Genomic DNA, 21,416 nt, shown 5'->3' on the forward strand with positions numbered 1-21,416 from the left:
CCCCACTCATACCTTTTTGATCGGTGCGAATTTCGCAAGCAACCGTTTAATCCCGACTTCCGGGAACGCAATATCGATTTCTAAGCTGTCACCTGAACCACGTGTTTGGACGACCGTGCCTTGTCCCCACTTCCCGTGTTCTGCCTTATCGCCGACATTCCAGCCAAGTGACTCGGCACCAGACGTTTTCATCGCTGTTGGTTTTGTGACTGAACGCCCGATGACGGCTTTCCCTTGAGGAACCGGACGATCTTCCCATGGGAGCGGTTTTGGTTTTTTACCGGTCCGTTCGATGACTTCTTCCGGTAATTCGGCTAAGAACCGTGATTCTAGGTTCGCATTTGTCCGTCCGTATAATGAGCGCATCCGTGCATGTGAAAGATAGAGTCGTTTTTCTGCACGCGTGATTCCGACGTAGGCCAGACGGCGTTCTTCTTCCATCTCGTCTTCATCTTGCAGTGAACGGCTGTGTGGGAACAGACCTTCTTCCATTCCGATCAGGAAGACGACTGGGAACTCGAGCCCTTTCGCCGAGTGCAACGTCATCAACGTGACTTGCTCACCCGGATCCGTTTCATCAAGCGAATCGACATCCGCGACGAGTGTCAAGTCGGTCAAGAAGGCGATGATCGTCCGGTCTTCCGGATCTTCCCCTTCTGTTTCCTTCTCGAAGTTTTGAGCGACGGTAATGAACTCATTGATGTTTTCAAGGCGGCTTTGCGCTTCGAGCGTCTTGTCTTCTTTTAAGACTTGACGATAGCCTGATTTTTCAAGAACTTCCTCGACGAGCTCCGAGATACTGATGAATTCCTGCATCTGGCGTAATCCCATGACCATCGTCCGGAAATCAGTCAATTTAGCTGCCGTCTTTGGCGCGATATTCGACAATTCGATATCACGAATCGCATCCATCAAGGACACGCCCTGAAGATCGGCGAAATCACGCAATTTATCGATCGTCGTCGCCCCGATTCCACGTTTTGGTTCATTGACGATTCGGGCAAAGGATAAATCCTCGTTCGGGTTCGAAATCAGGCGGAGATAGGCCAGGACATCCTTGATTTCTTTTCGGTCGTAGAACTTCGTCCCGCCAATCATCTTGTACGGTACGTTTGATTTCAGCAACGTTTCCTCAATCGCACGGGACTGGGCATTCGTCCGGTAAAGAATCGCGATATCGTTGAGCTTCATCCCGTAACGAAGCGAGTTGCGAATTTCTTGAACGATATAAAAGGCTTCTTCCCGCTCATTTTCCGCCGTGTGGATAATCAATTTCTCCCCTTCAAGATTTTCCGTCCAGAGCTTTTTATCTTTCCGTGTACTGTTGTTTTTGATGACATGGTTCGCCGCATCAAGAATACGTTTTGACGAACGGTAGTTTTGTTCGAGCAAGATGACACGGGCTGTCGGATAATCTTCTTCGAACGATAGGATGTTCGCGATATCGGCACCGCGCCAGCGATAAATCGACTGATCGGAGTCACCGACGACACAGAGGTTTTGGTGTGCTGCCGCCAATAAGTTAACGAGATCATATTGGGCTTTGTTCGTATCTTGATACTCATCGACGTGGATATAACGGAATTTCTTTTGATAGAAGGCGAGGACATCCGGTGCTTGTTTGAACAGCTCTGTCGTCTTCCCAATTAAGTCATCGAAGTCGAGCGCATTGTTGCGGCGTAAGACGGCTTCATATCCTTTGTAAATTTCAGCAACTGTTTTTTCATACGGATTCGTCACGATCGAGGCATAAAACTCGGCACTCCGCAGTTCATTTTTTTGACTTGAAATGATCGAGAGCATCGACCGGGGATCCCATTTTTTCGGATCAAGGTTCTGTTCTTTCAAGACCAATTTAAGCGCCGACTGCTGATCACTTGAATCAAGGATTGTAAAGTTCCGGTCGTAACCGAGCTTGTCGATATCCCGGCGCAACATTCGGACACACATCGAGTGGAATGTCGAGACCCAGATATCGTTTGCGACACCGCCGACTAAACGGCCGATCCGGTCCCGCATTTCCCGGGCCGCTTTATTCGTAAAGGTAATCGCTAAAATATTCCATGGTGCGACTTGTTTTTCTGCCATCAAGTAGGCGACGCGGTGTGTTAACACACGTGTCTTACCCGAACCAGCTCCCGCCATGATCAGCAAAGGACCGTCCGTATGCTTGACCGCTTTTGCCTGCTCCGGGTTTAATCCGCTCACGAGCTGTTCACTTAAATTAAACATGTAATAGCCTCATTTCTTTTTTCCGAACTTTTGTTCTTATATTTTATCGTGTTGCTTCTACTGTCGCAAGTGCTGCTTTTAAATCCTCATAAATGACATTTCCGACGACGATTGTATCGGCGTAACGGAACATTTCCCGAGCCCGTTCGACGGAATCGATTCCGCCCCCGTAAAACAGTCGTGCCTGGCGGACAACATCCTTGACGGCTGCGACGACTTCCGGGTTACCATAGATGCCACTGTATTCAAGATAGACGATTGGCAGACGGAACACACTGTCCGCGAGCTGGGCGTAGGCGACGACTTGTTCGTCCTGCAGTACTTTTGCTTTTGTGACACGCGCGACCTTCGCCTCCGGGTTCAAGACGATGTAGCCTTCTCCGACTAAATCGGCATGGGCAAGCATGTGCCCGACTTCTTGTAAGGCCTCGACCTGTTTTTCGACCAGATATTCTAGCGTACCACTATTTAAGACACTCGGAGTCAAATACGTATCAAACCCCATCGTCGCCGCTTCAAGTTCAGAAATTTCGAGGGCGACCGCAACCGGGTATCTTCGGAGACGCATCAGTAAATCAAGTGTCGCGTCAAGCGTGATATCATCGGTTCCCCCGACGATGATCGCATCCGTCCCAGAAGTTGCGATTGCTTCAAGCGTCGTCTCCTCGATTTCTTTTGCTGGATCTAGTTTAAAGACATGCCGCCATTCATCATACGGTAGTAACACGTTTGTCCCATCCTTCCTATCTTGTTCATCTCTCCCCAGTATAAAACAAAAACCCATCCCGCGCAGGGCGAGATAGGTCAAGTCGTTGTGCGTCGTTTCGTCAAGAGTGCCGCAAGTCCGAGTGCTAAAAATCCATAGAGGACAGCGAAAGCCCATGGCTCAGTGAGAAAAAAACCAAGCACCGGGACGTCGAGTAACGATGATTCAGGCGAGCAGAGTGCCCGTCCGTTGACGATTGCCAAAAATGGCAACGCCGGAACAGCAAAGATGTAACCAAAATTAATCCAAAATGCACGACTCATACGATCGTCTCCTTAACCGATAATGACGGACTCCTTCGGATAATTGTATTTTCGTTTTGGTTGATTCGCTTTTAACAGTAAGACAAACGAGATGACACCGATTCGTCCGATGAACATTAAAACCGACAACGTCCACTTGCCGACATTCGACAAATCACTCGTGATTCCGAGCGATAGCCCGGTCGTTCCGAATGCGGAACACGCTTCAAAGAACAAGACGAGAAATGGCGCATCTTCATACATCAGTAAGACGATCAAACCGATCATCGTCACACCCGTCGAGACGACGATGACGACAAAGGCTTTCCAGATGTCCGATTGGTCGATTTCCCGCCCGAAAATTTTGATCCCGAATTCGCCCCGAATGAAGGCGACGACACTAAGAATCGCGACGGCAAACGTCGTTGTCCTGATTCCGCCGCCGACGGAAGAAGGCGATGCCCCGATGAACATTAAAATCGATAAGACAAAAATCGAGGCTTGCGAGAATGTCGTAATGTCGACCGTCGTCAATCCACCATTTCGTGTCGTGACCGACTGGAATAAGGCATCAACGATCTTTTCATCAATCGGCAACCCTTTAAAGGACTGATTCCATTCAAACAGCAGTAAGCTGCCTGTCCCAAACAAAACGAGGATGAAGAACGTCGATGCCGTCAGTTTCGTAAACAACGAAAAATGATACGGCTGCCGTGTTGCTTGCCGTGTCGCCCGGTACGCAAAATACCGCCGGACTTCGACGAGTACAGGAAAACCGATTGCCCCGAGCGTCAATAACACGATTTGCATGAACACGACAAACAAATCTCCGCGAAACGGTAACAGCGACTCGCCCGTTATGTCAAACCCGGCATTCGTCGTCGCACTGACTGAACCGAAGACGCCCTGCAACATCGCTTCTCCAAGCGTCGGAAAATATTTCGTATAGTATAGACCTAAAATAAGTGCTCCGATAATTTCAATCGACAGAATGATTAAGATGACCTCGCGAATGTATTTGACGACGCCTTGCATCGTCGTCTGGTTTTGGTCACGGACGACGAGTTGGCGTTCCCGAAAACCAATCCGCTTCCCTAAAATGACCCACATCGCGATATGGAGCGACATCAAACCGATTCCACTCACCTGTACCAACAGCATGATCATAAAATATCCGAATGTCGTAAACGTATCCGAAACCGAAACGGTCGTCAGTCCGGTGACGCTGACACAACTGACTGCCATGAACACAAGGTCCGTAAAGTCCCAGTTGTAGTCCCCCCGTGTCGACCAAGGTAGTCCTAATAAGATGATTCCAATGATGACAGCAACGAAATAGATGATGACGAGCGACTGGATCGGCGTCAGTTTTCGAATGAAGTGCTGAATCTTTTGTTGCAACGCTAAATCCATCCAGATTCGTCCTCCTTCATCAAAGCAGCGGATAACCGATTAGTTATCCGCTACTGTTTCTTCTTTCAATCCTAAACGGGCGAGTGCTAAATCGTAACCACCAGAACCATAGTTCAAGCAACGTTTCACACGTGAAATCGTCGCTGTCGATGCGCCTGTCGCTTTTTCGATTTTATGGTACGTGTTTCCTTCACGTAGTTGACGCGCGACTTCAAGGCGTTGGGCAAGTGCCTGGATCTCATTGACCGTCGCCAAGTCTTCAAATAACGTATAACAATCTTCTAATGAATCCATCTTCATGATGGCAGTAAATAACTGGTCGAGTTCTTTTCCTCGTAATTTATCGAGTTGCATCTTGTAACTTCCTTTCCCATTCAATCACTCTTTAATAGTTTAAAGCGCGACGTTTTAAATTTCAAGCATCAGCGTAAAATCGCCGGGAAAAGAACTTTTTTCCGAAGGACTTCATAGATGCCTTGCGGTGTAATCCGAACATACGGTAAGTGTGTCGAAGCAAGGAAGAGTAATGTATAGATTGGATCTTCGAATTGATAGCCCCGTGCAAACAACGCTTCGCGTAACGCGGTCTCCTGGACGATTAAGTCTTCGAGCGGCAAATCAGAAGTCTGTCCCATCAACGTCAACGGGATTTCAGCAATCACTTCCCCGTCTTCGACGAGAACGATGCCGCCGCCAAATGATTTCATCCGTTCAAATGCTACTTGCATATCCTGCTTCGATTTCCCAATCATCAAGATATCGCCACTGATTGAATAGGAACTGACCATTCCGCCGACGTTTGTCGCAAAGTTTTTCAAAACCGTATTGAGGCGCCATTTCCCTTGGCGGTCAAGCAACATCAAAAACGACTCGTCACAACCTGCAGGTAACACCGGTACACTCGTATCATGTTCGACTTGATACAGTTTCATGATGACGGAATTGACCATCTCTAACCCAACCGGCATGCTGAATGAAAAATCTTGATCCGTCAACGAAACGCTGACTTCAGACTTCTGCATTAAATCAAGCACTTGGTCAAGTACATCGACCGGATAACAAGGAATATCGTCACGACGGACCCATGTGCCGCGTGCCAATACGTCGACCGGTGTCGGTTGATCAATCGCTTCTAAAATGTTCAAGTGGGCAATCCGTCCAGGTGCGATACTTCCAAGCAGATGATCGAGATTAAAGTGACGCGCTGCATTATACGAGGCAATCCGGTACGCTTCTTCTGCCGGAATTCCCGCAGCGAGCATCAAGCGGACCGTCTCGTCCATCAAACCGGACTTATAGAAGGAAGGCGTCGAACCATCTGTCGTCACGAGAACCTTCTCATAATTTTGCAGTCCCGCTTCGACGAGTCCGGCAAAGATATCCGGCAAGTCCGGGCGAATCGATGAGTAACGAATCGTCGTCGTGTATCCTAACTCAAGACGTGTCAATGCTTCTTCGACCGTCATTGCTTCGTGGTCACTCGTCACACCGTAAAGCGCCATTTTCGTCAATGTCTTCGCGGATGCCCCCGGGAAATGCCCTTCAATCGGTTTTCCGAGCTTCATTGCGTCCTGCATCCACTGGAGTAATTCATCATCACCTTGCGAAAGGCGTGGCCATCCCGTCAATTCACCCGCCTGAATGACTTGGGGGTGTTTGAGCCAAGCTTGAATCCGCTTGTTGTCGATCGAGATACTATCCGCATCAAGTTCAGTCTGGGCATCGAGTCGTGCCCACCAATACATCGATGTCGGAAGATCAGCTAACGCTTCAACTTGCGCAAACGCTTGCTCGACCGGCTCTAACAAAAGGAGCATATTATCATTGACGAGCGTCGTCGTACCACGTTCCGCAGCAAACTTCGCAAGCGTTGCCGGATTGTATAACTGAAAAGGATGGGCATGCGGCTCAATGTATCCTGGTACGATGAATTTCCCTATTGCATCGTAAACCTCGTCCGCTTGGTCCGGCATGTCCGGTCCGACATAAATGATGCGGTCGCCGCTAATCCAGATATTCGCTGTCCGCCACGCTTTCAACCCATGATTTAAGTACGTCGCATTTTCAAGTACGAGTGTAGGTGCAAGCTGTCCGCTGATGACCGCTTGGTGACCACGTACTTCGGTTTTTGTCCAAGGGGACCTTCCACAATTTTTTTTCACGAAAGCTCGACCTCCTTTTATTTTCTTCTGAAAACGCTTTCTTATACTTCTTATACTAAAATGTTATCGGAAAAGTTTCAAGGTAATTTCATTTCAAACAGACCCATTTCGACAAAATAACACAAAACCGTCAAGGAAGACAATCGACTTTCGCTTGTTCCTTCGGTTGCACGCCGGCTCTTCTCACATTTTTTTCCGGTGTTGGACTGTATCGAACCTGATGCTTATCATGTCAGTCATTTATCTCTTCCTCGAATCATCTTATGCTTTCGGGCATTTCAGGCTGTGTGCGAATCAAACGAATTCTTGATGCTTATCATGTCTGCCGCTCTTCTCCTTCTCGAATCGTCTTATGCTTTCCGACATTTCAGGCCGTATGCAAATTAGACAAATTCCTGATTCTTGTCATGTCCGTCGCTCCTCTCTTCCTCGAATCGTCTTCTAGCGGCAATCCTTCGCGCCGCTTCGCTACGCTGCAGGGTCGCTCTTGATTGCTTTTCGCTAAGAAGCGATTCAAGTCGGAAGTCGCGCCCTGACAAAAGTTTCGCTTCTCGTGACTCCTACGGGGAAAAGCGCGATTCGCGCTGTCAGAGGCAGGCGAGACCCTGCTACTTGTTCGTAGAATCAAGGAGCAACGGCTCGTGCCTCTCCCGAGGAAAGCACGAGAAGGAAGAATCTTTTGTCAAAAACATCCTCTCAAAAAACTATGCTGTTTAAAAAGAGATTTCATTCAAAAAACGGCGTCCTGACAAAAGTTTCGCTTCTCGTGACTCCTGCGGGGAAAAGCGCGGTTCGCGCTGTCAGAGGCAGGCGAGACCCTGCTACTTGTTCGTAGAATCAAGGAGCAACGGCTCCTCGCGCCTCGCCCGAGGAAAGCACGAGAAGAAAGTATCTTTTGTCAAAATCACCCTCTCAAAAAACGACATCCCGACACAGCTTTCGCTTCTCGTGACTCCTACAAGAAAAAGCACCAGAAGGAAGAACCTTTTGCCAAACCCCTTCTTTCAAAAAAAGAGCCAAGCGAAATCGCTTGGCTCCTTCCATCCAATTACATGTAAACTCATGTTGTCCGAAACGCCTTTTTCGCAATATCCGTCCGGTAAAAGAACCCGGTTTGGTCAAACGAAGCTAATCCTTGATAAATATCAGCGACTGCTGCTTCCATCGTCGCAGCTTGACTGACACAAACGAGGACACGTCCGCCTGCTGAAACGAGTGTATCGTCTTGTTCTGTCGTCCCGGCATGAAAGACTAAGACATTCGAATCGATTGACGTAAGATCAATCGGTTGTCCTGTCTGCGGTCGTTCCGGATAGCCGTCTGCCGCGATGACGACACCGACCGTCGCTGCATCCGACCACAAGACTTCAGGCTCCTCGCCTGCTACGAGCGGGATGATGACATCGAGTAAGGGTGTTTCGAGACGCGGTAAGATGACTTCTGTTTCCGGATCACCGAACCGCGCATTAAACTCGATGACGGACGGTCCGCGGTTCGTCAACATCAGACCCGCGTATAAGAATCCTGTAAAGGGAATCCCTTCACTTGCCATCTGCTCGACGAGGGGACGTAAGATCCGTGTCATCGCTTCATCTGTGACGGCTTTTTCATCGAATTGAGGCAACGGGCTGTAGGCACCCATTCCACCGGTATTCGGTCCAGTATCACCGTCGAAGGCACGCTTATGATCTTGCGACAAGACCATCGGGATGACGGTCTCTTCATGGACGAATGCCATCAAGGAACACTCTTCTCCAACGAGACATTCTTCGATGACGACACTACTTTGGTCACCGAAGTCACCATTGAAAATTTCTTCAATGGCGCGAACTGCTTCATCAAGCGTCGTCGCTACTGTGACGCCTTTACCCGCTGCGAGACCATCTGCTTTGATGACGATTGGTGCCCCTTGACGGGAGACATACGCTTTCGCTTCTTCTGCCGATGTAAAGACAGCGAATGCTGCCGTCGGAATCCCTGCCCGTTCCATCAAGCCTTTGGCGAACTGCTTACTTCCTTCAAGTGCTGCCGCTTCACGCGAAGGACCAAAAATCTTGAGACCCGCTGCTTCGAAGGCATTGACGACACCGAGGACAAGTGGGCCCTCTGGTCCGACAATCGTCCAATCAATTTGTTCGTCTTTAGCAAATTGGACAAGCTCACTGATGGCATCTTCACGAATCGGGACACATGTTGCTTCCGTCATCCCGACATTTCCCGGTGCGGCATAAATCGTTTTGACTCGTTCATCTTGTGCTAGCTTCCAGACGAGCGCGTGTTCACGCCCGCCTTTTCCGATTACTAATACCTTCATGCAAGTCGCCTCCACTCAGTGTTTGAAATGACGGACATTCGTAAAGATCATCGTGACGCCGTGTTCATTACACGCATCGATGGATTCTTGATCACGAATCGAACCACCCGGTTGAATGATTGCCGTAATCCCGGCTGCTGCCGCGGCTTCGACCGTATCACGCATCGGGAAGAAAGCGTCTGACGCAAGGGATGCCCCCTTCGCTTTGTCACCTGCTTGTGTGATGGCGATGTTCGCCGATCCGACACGGTTCATCTGTCCTGCACCGACGCCGACCGTCACTTCATCTTTCGCCAACACGATCGCGTTTGACTTGACGTGTTTGACGGCGCGCCATGCGAGTTTCAAATCTTCCCATTCAGCTGCTGTCGGTTTACGATCCGTGACGACACGTGCTGCTGCATCATCTAGCGTCTCATCGTCACTATCTTGGACGAGCATACCGCCGGCGACGGCTGTATAGCGAATCGCTTGGACACGTTTGACATCCAGCTCAAGCAAACGAAGGTTTTTCTTCGCTGCCAACAGCTCGAACGCTTCTGTCGTAAACGATGGGGCGATGATGATTTCAAGGAAGATACCACTGAGCTGCTCCGCTGTCGCGAGATCGACTTCCCGGTTCAAGGCGACGATGCCACCAAAGATTGAGACCGGATCTGCTGCATGGGCCCGGCGGAAAGCTTCGTCAATCGTTGGACCGACGGCGACGCCACACGGATTCATGTGTTTGACGACGACTGCTGCCGCTTCACGGAACTCATCGAGGATTTCAAGCGCTGCATTGGCATCTTGAATATTGTTGTATGACAATTCTTTCCCATGCAGTTGGTTCGCTGATGCAAGAGACGCCCCACGATAGATCGGTGTTTTGTAAAACGCCGCTTCTTGATGCGGGTTTTCGCCATAGCGTAAGTCTTGTACCTTCTCGAGCGTGATCGTTAATTGATCCGGGAATTTTTCTCCCGTTTGCGTCAAGAAGTAATCCGCAATCAAGGCATCATAGGCTGCCGTATGACGGAAGGCTTTCGCTGCTAGTTTTTGACGTGTTTCAAACGTCGTTCCACCCATCTTGATTTCATCGATGATTTCGCTGTAATCGGCTGGGTCGACGATGACTGTCACGGCTGCGTGGTTTTTCGCAGCCGAGCGAATCATGCTCGGTCCACCGATGTCGATGTTCTCAATCGCATCCGCATACGGAACGTCCTCTTTCATGACCGTCTCCTTAAATGGATACAGATTAACGACAACAAAATCAATCGGTTCGATGTGTTGCTCCGCCATTTGTTCGCGGTGCGTCTCTAAATCGCGACGTCCCAGTAATCCACCATGGACCATCGGGTGTAAGGTCTTCACGCGACCGTCAAGCATCTCCGGGAATTGTGTGACTTCGCTGATACCGATGACCGGAAGTCCGGCTGCTTCGAGTGCTTGGTGGGTCCCTCCTGTCGATACAAGTTCAATCCCTGCCTCGTGAAAAGCTTGTCCTAGTTCTACGATTCCTGTTTTATCCGATACACTAATTAACGCTCTCATACGTTTGCCCCCTCTTTCATCCACTCTTCGATGACTTGCGGATACAACCTGTGCTCTACTTGCTGAATCGCTTTCTGTAACGATTCACGTGTCATATCTTCTGTGATGCGGACCGCTTCCTGTGCCATGATTGGTCCCGTGTCCATGCCTTCATCGACTATATGAATTGTAACACCTGTGATTTTAACTCCGCCACGAAATGCTTGCCCGATCGCATCTTTCCCTGGAAAGGCCGGGAGCAGCGACGGATGGATGTTGACGATTCGTCCGGCATACTGTGCGAGAAGGACGTTCCCGATGAGACGCATGTAGCCGGCTAAGATGATCCGTTCAATTTGACGTTTCTCAAGCTCCGCGACGATATCGCGTTCAAAAGACGGTTTATCGGGATAGTCTTTGGCTGTAAAAACGAACACATCACAGCCGCGTTTTCGTGCCCGCTCGATGACTTGGGCATCTTTTTGATCGCAGACGACAAGTTCAATCGTCGCCTGTAAACGTCCTTCCTCAATCGCTTCAAATAACGCTTCAACATTACTCCCGCTTCCGGAAGCAAAACAGGCAAGTTTCATTGGTCGACTCCTTTGATGCGAATCCCGTCTTGGTCGGTCACCGTCCCAATCGTAAAGACCGTCTCGTTTTCCCGTGCCAGGCGTGCCGTCACTTCGGCGACGTGTTCCGGTTTGACGATTAACATATATCCGATTCCCATGTTGAAGACATTATACATCTCGTCACGTGGAATGTTTCCTGCTTGTTCGAGCCAATCGAAGACCGGTAACGTCGGCCATTTTTTCGGATCAAACGTCGCCCCGCAACCTTCCGGGAGGACACGTGGAACGTTTTCGTAAAAACCGCCACCCGTGATATGGACCATCGCTTCAATCTTTTCTGTCTCGAGCGCTGCTTTGACGGCTTCGACGTAAATCCGGGTCGGCATCAACAAGGCATTACCAATCGTGTTACCAAGCATCATTAATTCATCTTCATAGCGAAGACCACTCTCTTCAACGATTTTCCGAACGAGCGAGAAGCCGTTTGAATGGACACCGGATGAAGCGAGACCAAGAATGACATCTCCCGGTTGAACGTGTTCTCCTGTGATCAATTTTTGTTTTTCGACGGCACCGACGGCAAAGCCGGCAATATCATACTCACCGTCTGCATACATCCCTGGCATCTCTGCCGTCTCGCCACCAATCAATGTACAGCCGGACTGGACACAGCCTTCGGCGACACCGGCGACAATCCGCTCGATTTTCGACGGAATGGCTTTGCCGAGCGCAATGTAGTCGAGGAAATAGAGCGGTTCTGCACCCTGGACGATGATGTCGTTGACACACATCGCGACACAATCAATCCCGATCGTATCGTGCTGGTCGAGGGCGAAGGCAAGTTTTAACTTCGTTCCGACACCATCTGTCCCGCTGACGAGCACCGGTTCTTTTAAATTCAATTGACTTAGGTCGAACATTGCACCGAAACTTCCGAGTCCCGTCATGACTTCCTTCCGCATCGAACGGGCGACGTGTTTTTTCATCCGGGATACGGATTCGTACCCTGCGGTCAGGCTAACACCTGCTGCTTCGTATTGTTTACTCATGCTTTGTTCCCCCATCTATTCAAAGTTTGGCTTCTAGTTCAAGTGCACCGATTGGTGTCGGATATTCGCCTGTGAAGCAGGCCGTACATTGCCCTTTCAATGGACCATCGAACGGACGGTCAATCGCATTGACCATTCCGTTGACTGTTAGAAACTCAAGTGAGTCCGCACCGATTTCTTGGCAAATCTCACTTGGAGTCAAGCGGGCGGAAATCAATTCGTCTTTTGACGACGTATCGATGCCGTAATAACACGGATTCGTAATCGGTGGCGCCGTGATGCGGACGTGGACTTCGGTCGCTCCCGCTTCCCGTAACAGTCCGACGATCCGGCGGCTTGTCGTTCCGCGCACGATCGAATCATCAACCATGATGACCCGCTTGCCGTTGACGACACCACGCAGTGCCGACAGTTTCATTTTGACGCCGCGCTCCCGTAATTCTTGCGACGGCTGGATGAACGTCCGTCCGACATAACGGTTTTTAATCAATCCCATTTCATACGGGATGCCACTCGCTTCCGCGTAACCAATCGCAGCAGAGATACTTGAGTCCGGAACACCGGTGACGACATCAGCTTCGACCGGTGCTTCTTCAAACATTTTTTTCCCAAGTGCTTTTCGTGCCGTGTGGACATTGACCCCATCAATCATCGAATCGGGACGGGAAAAGTAGATGTATTCCATCGAACACATCGCCCGCTCATGCGGTTCCATATATTGGCGTGATGACATACCGGACGTCGTGATCGTCACGAGCTCCCCTGGCTCGATGTCACGAATGAATTCGGCCCCAACGATATCAAAGGCACACGTTTCAGATGAAAAGACGATGCCACCATCCGGTGTTTTCCCGAGTGATAACGGGCGCAGACCGTGTGGATCGACGGCGACGTACAATGTATCTTCCGTCAAGAAAAGAAAGGCGAATGCCCCGACAAGCCGCGCCAGACTATCGGCAATCCGGTCTTCAAGCGTCGGTAATTTACTCCGTTTGACGAGGTGGGCGACGACTTCCGTATCACTCGTCGTTTGGAAAATCGCCCCTTCCGCCTCAAGTAAATGTTTTAACGAATCGGCATTGACGAGATTCCCGTTATGAGCAAGTGCCAAGTCACCCGTCCGTGATTTGAAGTGAAGCGGTTGTGTATTCTCAAGCGTGTTGCCGCCCGCCGTCGAATAGCGGACGTGTCCGATCGCATGATGTCCGGCTAACGAATCGAGCGTCTTTTGCGAAAAAACCTCTGTTACAAGTCCTTGTCCCCGGTGCGGGAGAAGCAGGTTCCCGTCGCTTGCGACGATCCCTGCCCCCTCCTGCCCCCGGTGTTGCAGGCTGTGGAGACCATAATACGCAAGTTGTGCCGCTTCCGGTTGTCCAAAAATCCCGAATACGCCGCACTCTTCATTTAGTCCTTTGATGTCATATAACACGCGATCGCCCCTTCCCAGTCGGCTTGCAGTGTTGAACGTGTTGCTTCGATGAGTGTGTCCGTCGTCTGGATTCGAATCAAATCGTCTGTAGTGACGTGACCCAGTTTTTCAGCACCTGTCTGTTCGACGAAGGCTGCTTCGTGCTCCGGTTTCACCGATACGACGAACCGGGATTGTGATTCACTGAAGAGATGTAACGCCGGTCCTGCAAACGTCACGTCGAGACCGAGCGTCGTTCCGAATGTCATTTCGGCCAAGGCGACAGCGAGTCCACCTTCCGCGACATCATGGATGGCTGTGATGAGCCCTGCCTGAACGGCAGATTGTAAGGCACGTAAACGGGTTTGTTCGACGTTCAAATCGATGCGTGGTGCTTTCCCGAATGATTTTTCGAATTGCATGTATTGGAGTTCACTGCCGCCGAACTCTGGTAACGTCTCACCGAGCACGTAGACGGCGTCACCTGCTTGTTTGACGTGTTGTGTCGTGATCCAGTCGGTCTGATCATGTAACCCGACCATTCCGACGACCGGCGTCGGGTGGACGGCTTTACCGGCTGATTCGTTGTAGAGCGAAACGTTTCCACCGATGACCGGTGTCTCGAGCACACGACAGGCTTCAGCCATTCCGGCGGTCGCTTGTTCGAGTTGCCAGAAGCCTTCCGGTTTATCCGGATTCCCGAAATTGAGGCAATCCGTGATCGCGAGTGGTGTTGCACCGCTAGCGACGATGTTGCGCGCGGCTTCGGCGACGGCGATTTGACCACCGACGAACGGATCGAGGTAAACGAAACGACTGTTACAGTCTGTCGTCATCGCGAGCGCTTTGTTCGTGCCACGGACACGGATGACGGCTGCATCGGAACCCGGTGCAACGACGGTTGACGTTTGAACCATATGATCGTACTGATCGTAGACCCAACGTTTTGACGCGATCGTCGGTTGCTTGAGTAAGGCACGCCATGTTTCGACGACATCCTCGACGACCGGCAACGTCTCTTCCATTGCTTGGAACTCTTCATAATAAGCCGGAACGCGCGATGGCTTTTGATAGACCGGTGCTTCTTCCGCAAGGGCATCGACCGGTACTTCCGCGACGATTGTTCCGTGCTGGATAAGGCGAAGGACTTTTTCTTCGATGACTTCGCCGACATGAACGGCATGTAAGCCCCATTTGCTAACGATCGCTTCGATTTCTGCTTCCCGTCCGCGCTCGACGACGAGCAACATCCGTTCCTGCGACTCCGATAACATCATTTCGTAAGCGGTCATGCCTGTTTCACGTTGCGGGACATCATCAAGGTGCATTTCAATCCCCATACCGGCTTTCGACGCCATCTCGGCTGACGACGAGGTCAATCCGGCTGCGCCCATGTCCTGCATCCCGACGAGTGCCGGATGGCCGACGATTTCGAGACAGGCTTCAATCAATAACTTCTCCATGAAGGGGTCACCGACTTGAACGGCCGGACGTTTTGCTTCCGTATCCTCACCGAGATCCTCTGAAGCGAAGGTCGCACCATGGATGCCGTCACGCCCGGTTGCCGCACCGACGTACATGACCGAGTTCCCTGCACCTTTCGCAAGACCTTTTTGAATATCTTCGTGGTTGATCAAGCCGATGCACATCGCATTGACGAGCGGGTTTCCTTCATACGAATGGTCGAAACCGACTTCTCCGCCAATCGTCGGAATCCCGACGCAGTTGCCGTATCCGGCAATCCCGGCGACGACCTGTTCAAACAACTGATTGACGCGTGGTGTCCCGAGATGTCCGAAACGAAGCGAGTTCATCAACGCGACGGGACGGGCTCCCATCGAGAAGATGTCACGGATGATCCCACCGACACCCGTTGCTGCCCCTTGGTACGGTTCGACGGCTGATGGGTGATTATGACTTTCAATCTTAAAGACGACCGCTTGATTATCACCGATATCGACGACACCTGCGCCTTCACCTGGTCCTTGCAAGACGCGGGGACCGGTCGTCGGAAACTGACGTAAGACCGGTTTTGATGTTTTGTACGAACAGTGTTCTGACCACATGACGGAGAAGAGTCCTGTTTCCGTGTAATTCGGTTGACGACCGAGTAAGTCGACGACCATCTGGTACTCGGCATCGCTAAGTCCCATCGTCGCATAAATCCGTTGCTCCTGAATTTGCTCAATCGTTGGTTCAGACTGTTGTTTTAACATGGTGGGCCCCCTGTTTGACGAGTGAAGTGAATAACTTAAGTCCATCTGTTCCGCCTGTCAGCATTTCGACAGCACGCTCCGGGTGTGGCATCATCCCGAGCACATTTCCTGCTTTATTCGTAATCCCTGCGATATCGCCGCGTGATCCGTTCGGATTGTCGACGTACGTGAAGGCAATCTGTTGATTCGTCTGCAACATCGCATACGTTGCGTCGTCACAGTAGTAGTTTCCTTCGCCATGAGCGATTGGAATCGAAATCGTTTCGCCTGGTGCGTAATCTGACGTGAAACGTGTTTTGGAATTTTCGACCTTCAGTTCGACCGTCCGGCACATGAACTTCAGTCCGGTATTGCGGTGTAAGACGCCCGGGAGGAGACCCGCTTCGACAAGGATTTGGAAGCCGTTACAGACACCAAGAACGGTTTTCCCTTCTGCTGCAAATCGTTTCACTTCCTCCATGATTGGTGAAAACTGGGCGATTGCGCCGCAGCGGAGATAGTCTCCGTATGAGAAACCGCCCGGAAGCAGGACACCATCGTATCCTTCAAGTGACGTTTCGGTATGGAAGACATAGTCCGCTTCCTCACCGAGTGCATCCTTAACGGCGTGGTACATATCTAAATCACAGTTCGATCCTGGAAAGACGATGACCGCGAACTTCATGCCGTCGTCACCTCTTCTACTTCAAAACGATAGTCTTCCATCACCGTGTTGACGAGGAGCTTTTGGCACATGTCATGAATCATCGTGTCCGTCGTTTCATCCGAGACGAGCAGTTCGATTCGTTTTCCGATCCGGACTTCTTCGACACCCGTAAAACCGAGTTGCGCAAGACCACCTTTGACAGCGACTCCTTGTGGATCTAAAATGCTTTCCCGTAATGCGATCGATACGATGACTTTTTTCATTGTGTGTTTCCCCCTAGGCGATTGAATAGTGTTTGGTACGTGTCGATGAGTGACCCGATGTTGCGACGGAAGACATCTTTATCGAGGTGATCTCCCGTTTCTTTATCCCACAGACGGCATGTGTCCGGTGAAATTTCGTCAGCCAGCAGAATCTCGCCGGTCGGTGTTTTGCCGTATTCGAGTTTGAAATCGACGAGCGTGATTCCCTTTTCGTCAAAATACGGACGTAAGACGGCATTGACGCGGTTCGCTTCTTGTTCAAGTAAATCGAGCTCTTCCGTAGTCGAAATCTTCAGTAAATTGATGTGTGCACGGGTGACGAGCGGATCGCCTAAGCTATCATCTTTATAATAAAACTCAACGATTGGTGTTTCGAGCACCGTTCCTTCTTCGATCCCAAGCCGTTTGCTGAGGCTTCCGGCGACGACATTGCGGACGACGACTTCGAGTGGAATGATGGTGACACGGCGTACGAGCTGTTCGCGCTCGGAAATGCGTTCAATGAAATGGGTCGGAATATCGGCCGCTTCAAGTACTTCAAAGAAGTGACTCGTCAAGCGGTTGTTCAGTTCACCTTTACCTGCGAATTCTGCTTTTTTCTCTCCATTAAATGCTGTCGCTTCGTCCTTGTAGACGATGCGGAGCACGTCCTGCTCCTGCGTCGTGTATAATCGTTTAGCCTTACCTTCATAAAGTGGTTGCATTGCTTTCGTCCCCCAAGATCCTAAGATGTAGACGGGGACAATGCCCCGTCTCAGGTTGATTAGTTCAAGCCACACCGTTCAAAAATTTCATCGACCCGGCTCGTATGATACGTCGGATCAAAACAAGCATCGAGTTCTGCTTCTATAAAGAGTTGTTGAATCTCTTGTTCCTGCCATAACAAGTCACGGAACATGATTTGTTCTTCCCATGCTTGCATCGCCCGTGGTTGGACGAAGTCGTACGCGACTTCACGCGACCAGCCTTTTTCAATCAAAGCGAGTAAGACGTGTCCGGAGAAGATGACACCAAATGTCCGGTCCATGTTGCGTTTCATGTTTTCCGGGAAGACCGTCAAGTTTTTGACGATGTTACCGAACCGGTTCAACATGTAGTTGAGTAAGCCGGTTGCGTCCGGCAGAATGATCCGCTCCGCAGACGAATGGGAAATGTCCCGTTCGTGCCAAAGCGAGACGTTTTCGTAAGCCGTCACCATGTGTCCACGAATGACCCGGGCAAGCCCTGTCATGTTTTCTGAACCGATCGGGTTACGTTTATGTGGCATCGCGGATGATCCTTTTTGACCTTTCGCGAAGAATTCTTCGACTTCCCGTGTTTCGGTTTTTTGAAGACCACGAATTTCCGTCGCCATCTTCTCAATCGATGTTGCGATTAACGCGATGGTCGACATGTAATGGGCATGACGATCACGCTGCAGGGTTTGCGTCGAGACCGGAGCCGGTTTCGTGCCAAGCTTCTCACAGACATATTTTTCGATGAACGGGTCGATGTTCGCAAACGTTCCGACCGCACCTGACATTTTTCCGTATTCGACGGTCTCACGTGCAGCGTCGAAGCGGACTTTGTTCCGTTTCATCTCTTCGTACCAGAGGGCAAGCTTCAGACCGAACGTCGTCGGTTCGGCGTGAACACCGTGTGTCCGTCCCATCATGACCGTGTATTTATGTTCGTTCGCTTTGACTTTCAAAATTTCGATGAAACGGTCAAGATCCGCTGCGAGAATATCGTTTGCTTGCTTCAAGAGATACGAGAGTGCCGTATCGACGACGTCCGTTGACGTCAGTCCGTAATGGACCCATTTACGTTCTTCACCAAGCGTCTCCGATACAGCGCGTGTAAAGGCGATGACGTCATGGCGTGTCTCTTGTTCGATTTCATTGATGCGGTTCACATCAAACGAGGCATTGTCCCAAAGGAGTTTCACATCTTCTTTTGGAATGACACCAAGCTCACTCCACGCTTCACAGGCTAAGATTTCGACTTTCAACCAAGCCTCAAATTTATTCTGTTCTGTCCAAATCGCTTTCATCTCAGGTCGTGTATACCGTTCGATCATCTAACCGTCTCCTTCCAGATTTGCAGGCGCTCGACTTCGGCTAAGGCTTCTTCGACTGAATCCGCTAAGATGTTCAAATGCCCCATCTTCCGTCCTGTCTTTGCTTCCTGCTTTCCATATAAGTGGACTTTCGTCCGTGCCGATAATGTATGTTGTTCCTCGGATAATGCTGTGACATGTTGACCTAGGATGTTCGCCATGACGACCGGCGTCGTCAGGCGGGTATCACCGAGCGGGAGTCCACAGATGGCACGGATGTGCTGTTCGAACTGTGACGTCTCACACGCGTCGATGGAATAGTGCCCCGAGTTATGTGGGCGCGGTGCCAATTCATTGACGATGATTTCTGAACCGACAACAAAGAGTTCGATGGCGAGCGTCCCAATCAAGCCGACTGCTTCAGCTATGTTCGTTGCCAAATCAATTGCCTGTTGTGACAGCTCACTTGAAATGCGGGCCGGAACGATCGACAAATGGAGAATGTTGTCCCGGTGAATGTTTTCGCTGACTGGAAAGACATGCGTTTCCCGTTCGCTCCGTGTGACGATGACGGAAATTTCTTGATCAAACGGCAACCATTTTTCAGCGACGTATTCGGTCGGTTCAAACGTTTCAATGGCATTCGTTAAATCAGCTGCCGACCGGATGACGGTCTGCCCTTTTCCGTCATAACCGAAGCGAGCCGTCTTCAGGACGAAAGGTAATCCCAACCGTTCGCCTGCTTCTTTCAAGTCTGCAACGGTATGAACAGCATGATACGGTGCAACCTGATAACCATGTCGTTCAATCATCTCTTTTTCCCGGATCCGGTGTTGCGTCTGAAACAACAACTCTGTCCCGTGGACCAACTTATCACCGATTGCCATCGCGACTTCGTGCGAGATGTTCTCGAATTCGTACGTGACGACATCCGATTCTCGCGCTAGACGCTTTGCTGCTTCGACGTCCGTGAAGTCTGCGACGATTTGATGGTCCGTGATTTGCGCACACGGTGCATTTTCTGTCGGATCCAGTGTCAGGAGTTCATATCCCATTTCGCGTGCCGATAATGCCATCATCCGTCCGAGCTGACCGCCACCTAAGATGCCAATCTTCTTCATGTCAGATGCACCTCGGAAGCGATGACTTGTCCTTCTAGTTCGACACGCATATGGTCGAGCGCTCGCGCAACCCGCTCGTCCACTGTTCCAAGAATTTGTGCTGCCAGTAACCCGGCGTTCTTTGCACCCGCCTCACCGATCGCAACCGTAGCAACGGGAACGCCGCCCGGCATCTGGACGATTGAGAGTAAAGAGTCGATGCCTTGAAGAGCTTTGCTTTTAATCGGAACCCCGATGACAGGGAGTGTTGTCTTCGCTGCCACCATTCCTGGCAAGTGGGCTGCCCCACCTGCTCCTGCAATGATGACCTTCAGCCCCCGCTCACGTGCTGTTTCTGCGTAACGGAACATCAAGTCCGGTGTCCGGTGGGCCGAGACCACTTTCTTTTCGTACGGAATGTTCAGCTGATCGAGTACATCACATGTCGCTTTCATTGTTGACCAGTCAGACTGGCTTCCCATAATGACGCCGATTTCCACATTACTCATCTTTGTCTCCTCCTCTTTTTGCATAAAAAAAGCCCAAACCACGACTAAAAGGGTGGCTTAGGGTATAAAAAGGTACGCCAAAGAACAATCGACGAACATCCATATACCCCATAGTCCAACGATTTAGGGTCGTCGGGTAGAAACTTGCAAGCCATATCCCTGCTATTATACGAGGTGTTATATTCAATCTTCCTATCACGCCTTCATCTTAACAAGACAAGGAAGCATTCGTCAACCAAAGGCGAACAATTTAATTATCTGAAAATTCATCGTTCGGTTTTATACTTAATATCTCGCTTTTAATTGATTTTCCATTCGGAAATTTAAACAGCTGCCAACCTGACAGAAAGAAAAACTACTAAAAAAGACCACCCTCTCATAAAAGAAAGGATGGTCTTGGTGAGAAAATAGTTCGGTTCATGTATTCTCAGATTCGAGTTTCGGCTTACAGTCAAAGATGATTTGTTGACGAATCGGATACGGTTCTCCGTTGGCATCAAGTCCAAAAATCGGTTCTTCCCGTCGAACGGTCGGACGATAACCCATGGCATCAATCCGATCAATACACTCACTGATCGTTTCATTTTCTTCTACGGCAACGCGCATTTTTTGTTTTTTTGCCATGAGTATCACATTCCTTCCTTATTATATGTATAAAAAACCAAAAAAAGTCCATAAAAAAGCGGCGGCCCTTGAGCGTATGCTCCAGAACCACCGTTTGCCTGGCAACGTCCTATCCTCACAGGGGGAAGCCCCCAACTACTTTCGGCGTTCAAGTGCTTAACTTCCGTGTTCGGCATGGGAACGGGTGTGACCACTTGGCTATCGTCACCAGACGACAGGGCTCGCGCCCTCAAAACTGAAGTCATCAACAATCATCTGCTAGAACAAGGCCTCGACCGATTAGTATCACTCAGCTCCGCATGTCACCATGCTTCCACCCGTGACCTATCTACCTCATCGTCTCT

General features: G+C 50.3%; 19 protein-coding genes, 2 rRNA genes and 1 riboswitch. All 21 genes read right to left on the reverse strand.

Features of this window, described 5'->3' with window-relative positions; genetic code table 11:
* Positions 1 to 6: 6 nt before the first annotated feature.
* Entirely contained in the window at positions 7 to 2,232 is a 2,226-nt protein-coding gene (gene pcrA / locus KNQ04_RS14005) for a DNA helicase PcrA (RefSeq protein WP_214851515.1), read from the reverse strand.
* A 43-nt stretch (positions 2,233 to 2,275) separates the two neighbouring features.
* On the reverse strand, positions 2,276 to 2,959 hold the full coding sequence (gene pcrB, locus KNQ04_RS14010; protein WP_353049733.1) for a heptaprenylglyceryl phosphate synthase: 684 nt from the start codon (positions 2,957 to 2,959) through the stop codon (positions 2,276 to 2,278).
* Between the two features lie 77 nt (positions 2,960 to 3,036).
* A complete protein-coding gene (locus tag KNQ04_RS14015; RefSeq protein WP_214851517.1) occupies positions 3,037 to 3,261 on the reverse strand; it encodes a hypothetical protein in 225 nt (74 codons plus the stop codon).
* Positions 3,262 to 3,273: 12 nt separating this feature from the next.
* Positions 3,274 to 4,653 carry a TrkH family potassium uptake protein gene (locus KNQ04_RS14020; RefSeq protein ID WP_214851519.1) on the reverse strand — a complete coding sequence of 460 codons (1,380 nt, stop codon included), beginning with the start codon at positions 4,651 to 4,653 and terminating at the stop codon, positions 3,274 to 3,276.
* Positions 4,654 to 4,692: 39 nt separating this feature from the next.
* A complete protein-coding gene (locus KNQ04_RS14025) occupies positions 4,693 to 5,007 on the reverse strand; it encodes a YerC/YecD family TrpR-related protein (protein ID WP_029332595.1) in 315 nt (104 codons plus the stop codon).
* Between the two features lie 68 nt (positions 5,008 to 5,075).
* Positions 5,076 to 6,815: an adenine deaminase C-terminal domain-containing protein gene (locus tag KNQ04_RS14030; protein WP_214851522.1), complete on the reverse strand. Its 1,740-nt coding sequence runs from the start codon at positions 6,813 to 6,815 to the stop codon at positions 5,076 to 5,078.
* A 1,060-nt stretch (positions 6,816 to 7,875) separates the two neighbouring features.
* Positions 7,876 to 9,129: a phosphoribosylamine--glycine ligase gene (purD, locus tag KNQ04_RS14035; protein WP_214851523.1), complete on the reverse strand. Its 1,254-nt coding sequence runs from the start codon at positions 9,127 to 9,129 to the stop codon at positions 7,876 to 7,878.
* Between the two features lie 15 nt (positions 9,130 to 9,144).
* A complete protein-coding gene (gene purH / locus KNQ04_RS14040) occupies positions 9,145 to 10,665 on the reverse strand; it encodes a bifunctional phosphoribosylaminoimidazolecarboxamide formyltransferase/IMP cyclohydrolase (RefSeq protein ID WP_214851524.1) in 1,521 nt (506 codons plus the stop codon).
* The gene (gene purN / locus KNQ04_RS14045; protein WP_214851525.1) at positions 10,662 to 11,237 is read right to left on the reverse strand and encodes a phosphoribosylglycinamide formyltransferase; all 576 of its coding nucleotides are present in this window, start codon (positions 11,235 to 11,237) and stop codon (positions 10,662 to 10,664) included. Before purN ends, purH begins: the two co-directional genes overlap by 4 nt.
* Positions 11,234 to 12,268 carry a phosphoribosylformylglycinamidine cyclo-ligase gene (purM, locus tag KNQ04_RS14050; protein ID WP_214851526.1) on the reverse strand — a complete coding sequence of 345 codons (1,035 nt, stop codon included), beginning with the start codon at positions 12,266 to 12,268 and terminating at the stop codon, positions 11,234 to 11,236. The genes purN and purM overlap by 4 nt, the downstream gene beginning before the upstream one ends.
* Positions 12,269 to 12,287: 19 nt before the next feature.
* Positions 12,288 to 13,697, reverse strand: a complete 1,410-nt coding sequence (gene purF, locus KNQ04_RS14055; RefSeq protein WP_214851527.1) for an amidophosphoribosyltransferase — start codon at positions 13,695 to 13,697, stop codon at positions 12,288 to 12,290.
* A complete protein-coding gene (gene purL / locus KNQ04_RS14060; protein WP_214851528.1) occupies positions 13,673 to 15,892 on the reverse strand; it encodes a phosphoribosylformylglycinamidine synthase subunit PurL in 2,220 nt (739 codons plus the stop codon). Before purL ends, purF begins: the two co-directional genes overlap by 25 nt.
* Positions 15,873 to 16,556 (reverse strand): phosphoribosylformylglycinamidine synthase subunit PurQ, encoded by a 684-nt coding sequence (gene purQ / locus KNQ04_RS14065; RefSeq protein WP_159172780.1) that lies wholly within the window; start codon positions 16,554 to 16,556, stop codon positions 15,873 to 15,875. Before purQ ends, purL begins: the two co-directional genes overlap by 20 nt.
* A complete protein-coding gene (gene purS, locus KNQ04_RS14070) occupies positions 16,553 to 16,801 on the reverse strand; it encodes a phosphoribosylformylglycinamidine synthase subunit PurS (protein ID WP_159172781.1) in 249 nt (82 codons plus the stop codon). Before purS ends, purQ begins: the two co-directional genes overlap by 4 nt.
* Entirely contained in the window at positions 16,798 to 17,505 is a 708-nt protein-coding gene (gene purC, locus KNQ04_RS14075; protein ID WP_214851529.1) for a phosphoribosylaminoimidazolesuccinocarboxamide synthase, read from the reverse strand. Before purC ends, purS begins: the two co-directional genes overlap by 4 nt.
* 59 nt (positions 17,506 to 17,564) lie before the next feature.
* A complete protein-coding gene (purB, locus tag KNQ04_RS14080) occupies positions 17,565 to 18,860 on the reverse strand; it encodes an adenylosuccinate lyase (protein ID WP_214851530.1) in 1,296 nt (431 codons plus the stop codon).
* On the reverse strand, positions 18,857 to 19,960 hold the full coding sequence (purK, locus tag KNQ04_RS14085; protein WP_214851531.1) for a 5-(carboxyamino)imidazole ribonucleotide synthase: 1,104 nt from the start codon (positions 19,958 to 19,960) through the stop codon (positions 18,857 to 18,859). Before purK ends, purB begins: the two co-directional genes overlap by 4 nt.
* Positions 19,957 to 20,448 carry a 5-(carboxyamino)imidazole ribonucleotide mutase gene (gene purE / locus KNQ04_RS14090; protein WP_214851533.1) on the reverse strand — a complete coding sequence of 164 codons (492 nt, stop codon included), beginning with the start codon at positions 20,446 to 20,448 and terminating at the stop codon, positions 19,957 to 19,959. The genes purK and purE overlap by 4 nt, the downstream gene beginning before the upstream one ends.
* A 91-nt stretch (positions 20,449 to 20,539) precedes the next feature.
* A riboswitch (purine riboswitch) is annotated at positions 20,540 to 20,641 on the reverse strand.
* Positions 20,642 to 20,865: 224 nt separating this feature from the next.
* Positions 20,866 to 21,072: an NETI motif-containing protein gene (locus KNQ04_RS14095; protein WP_214851535.1), complete on the reverse strand. Its 207-nt coding sequence runs from the start codon at positions 21,070 to 21,072 to the stop codon at positions 20,866 to 20,868.
* 96 nt (positions 21,073 to 21,168) lie between these two features.
* A 5S ribosomal RNA gene (gene rrf / locus KNQ04_RS14100) occupies positions 21,169 to 21,284 on the reverse strand.
* A 47-nt stretch (positions 21,285 to 21,331) separates the two neighbouring features.
* A 23S ribosomal RNA gene (locus KNQ04_RS14105) occupies positions 21,332 to 21,416 on the reverse strand; the annotation flags it as partial.

Source organism: Exiguobacterium sp. s193, assembly GCF_018618755.1.
Classification (GTDB): domain Bacteria; phylum Bacillota; class Bacilli; order Exiguobacteriales; family Exiguobacteriaceae; genus Exiguobacterium_A.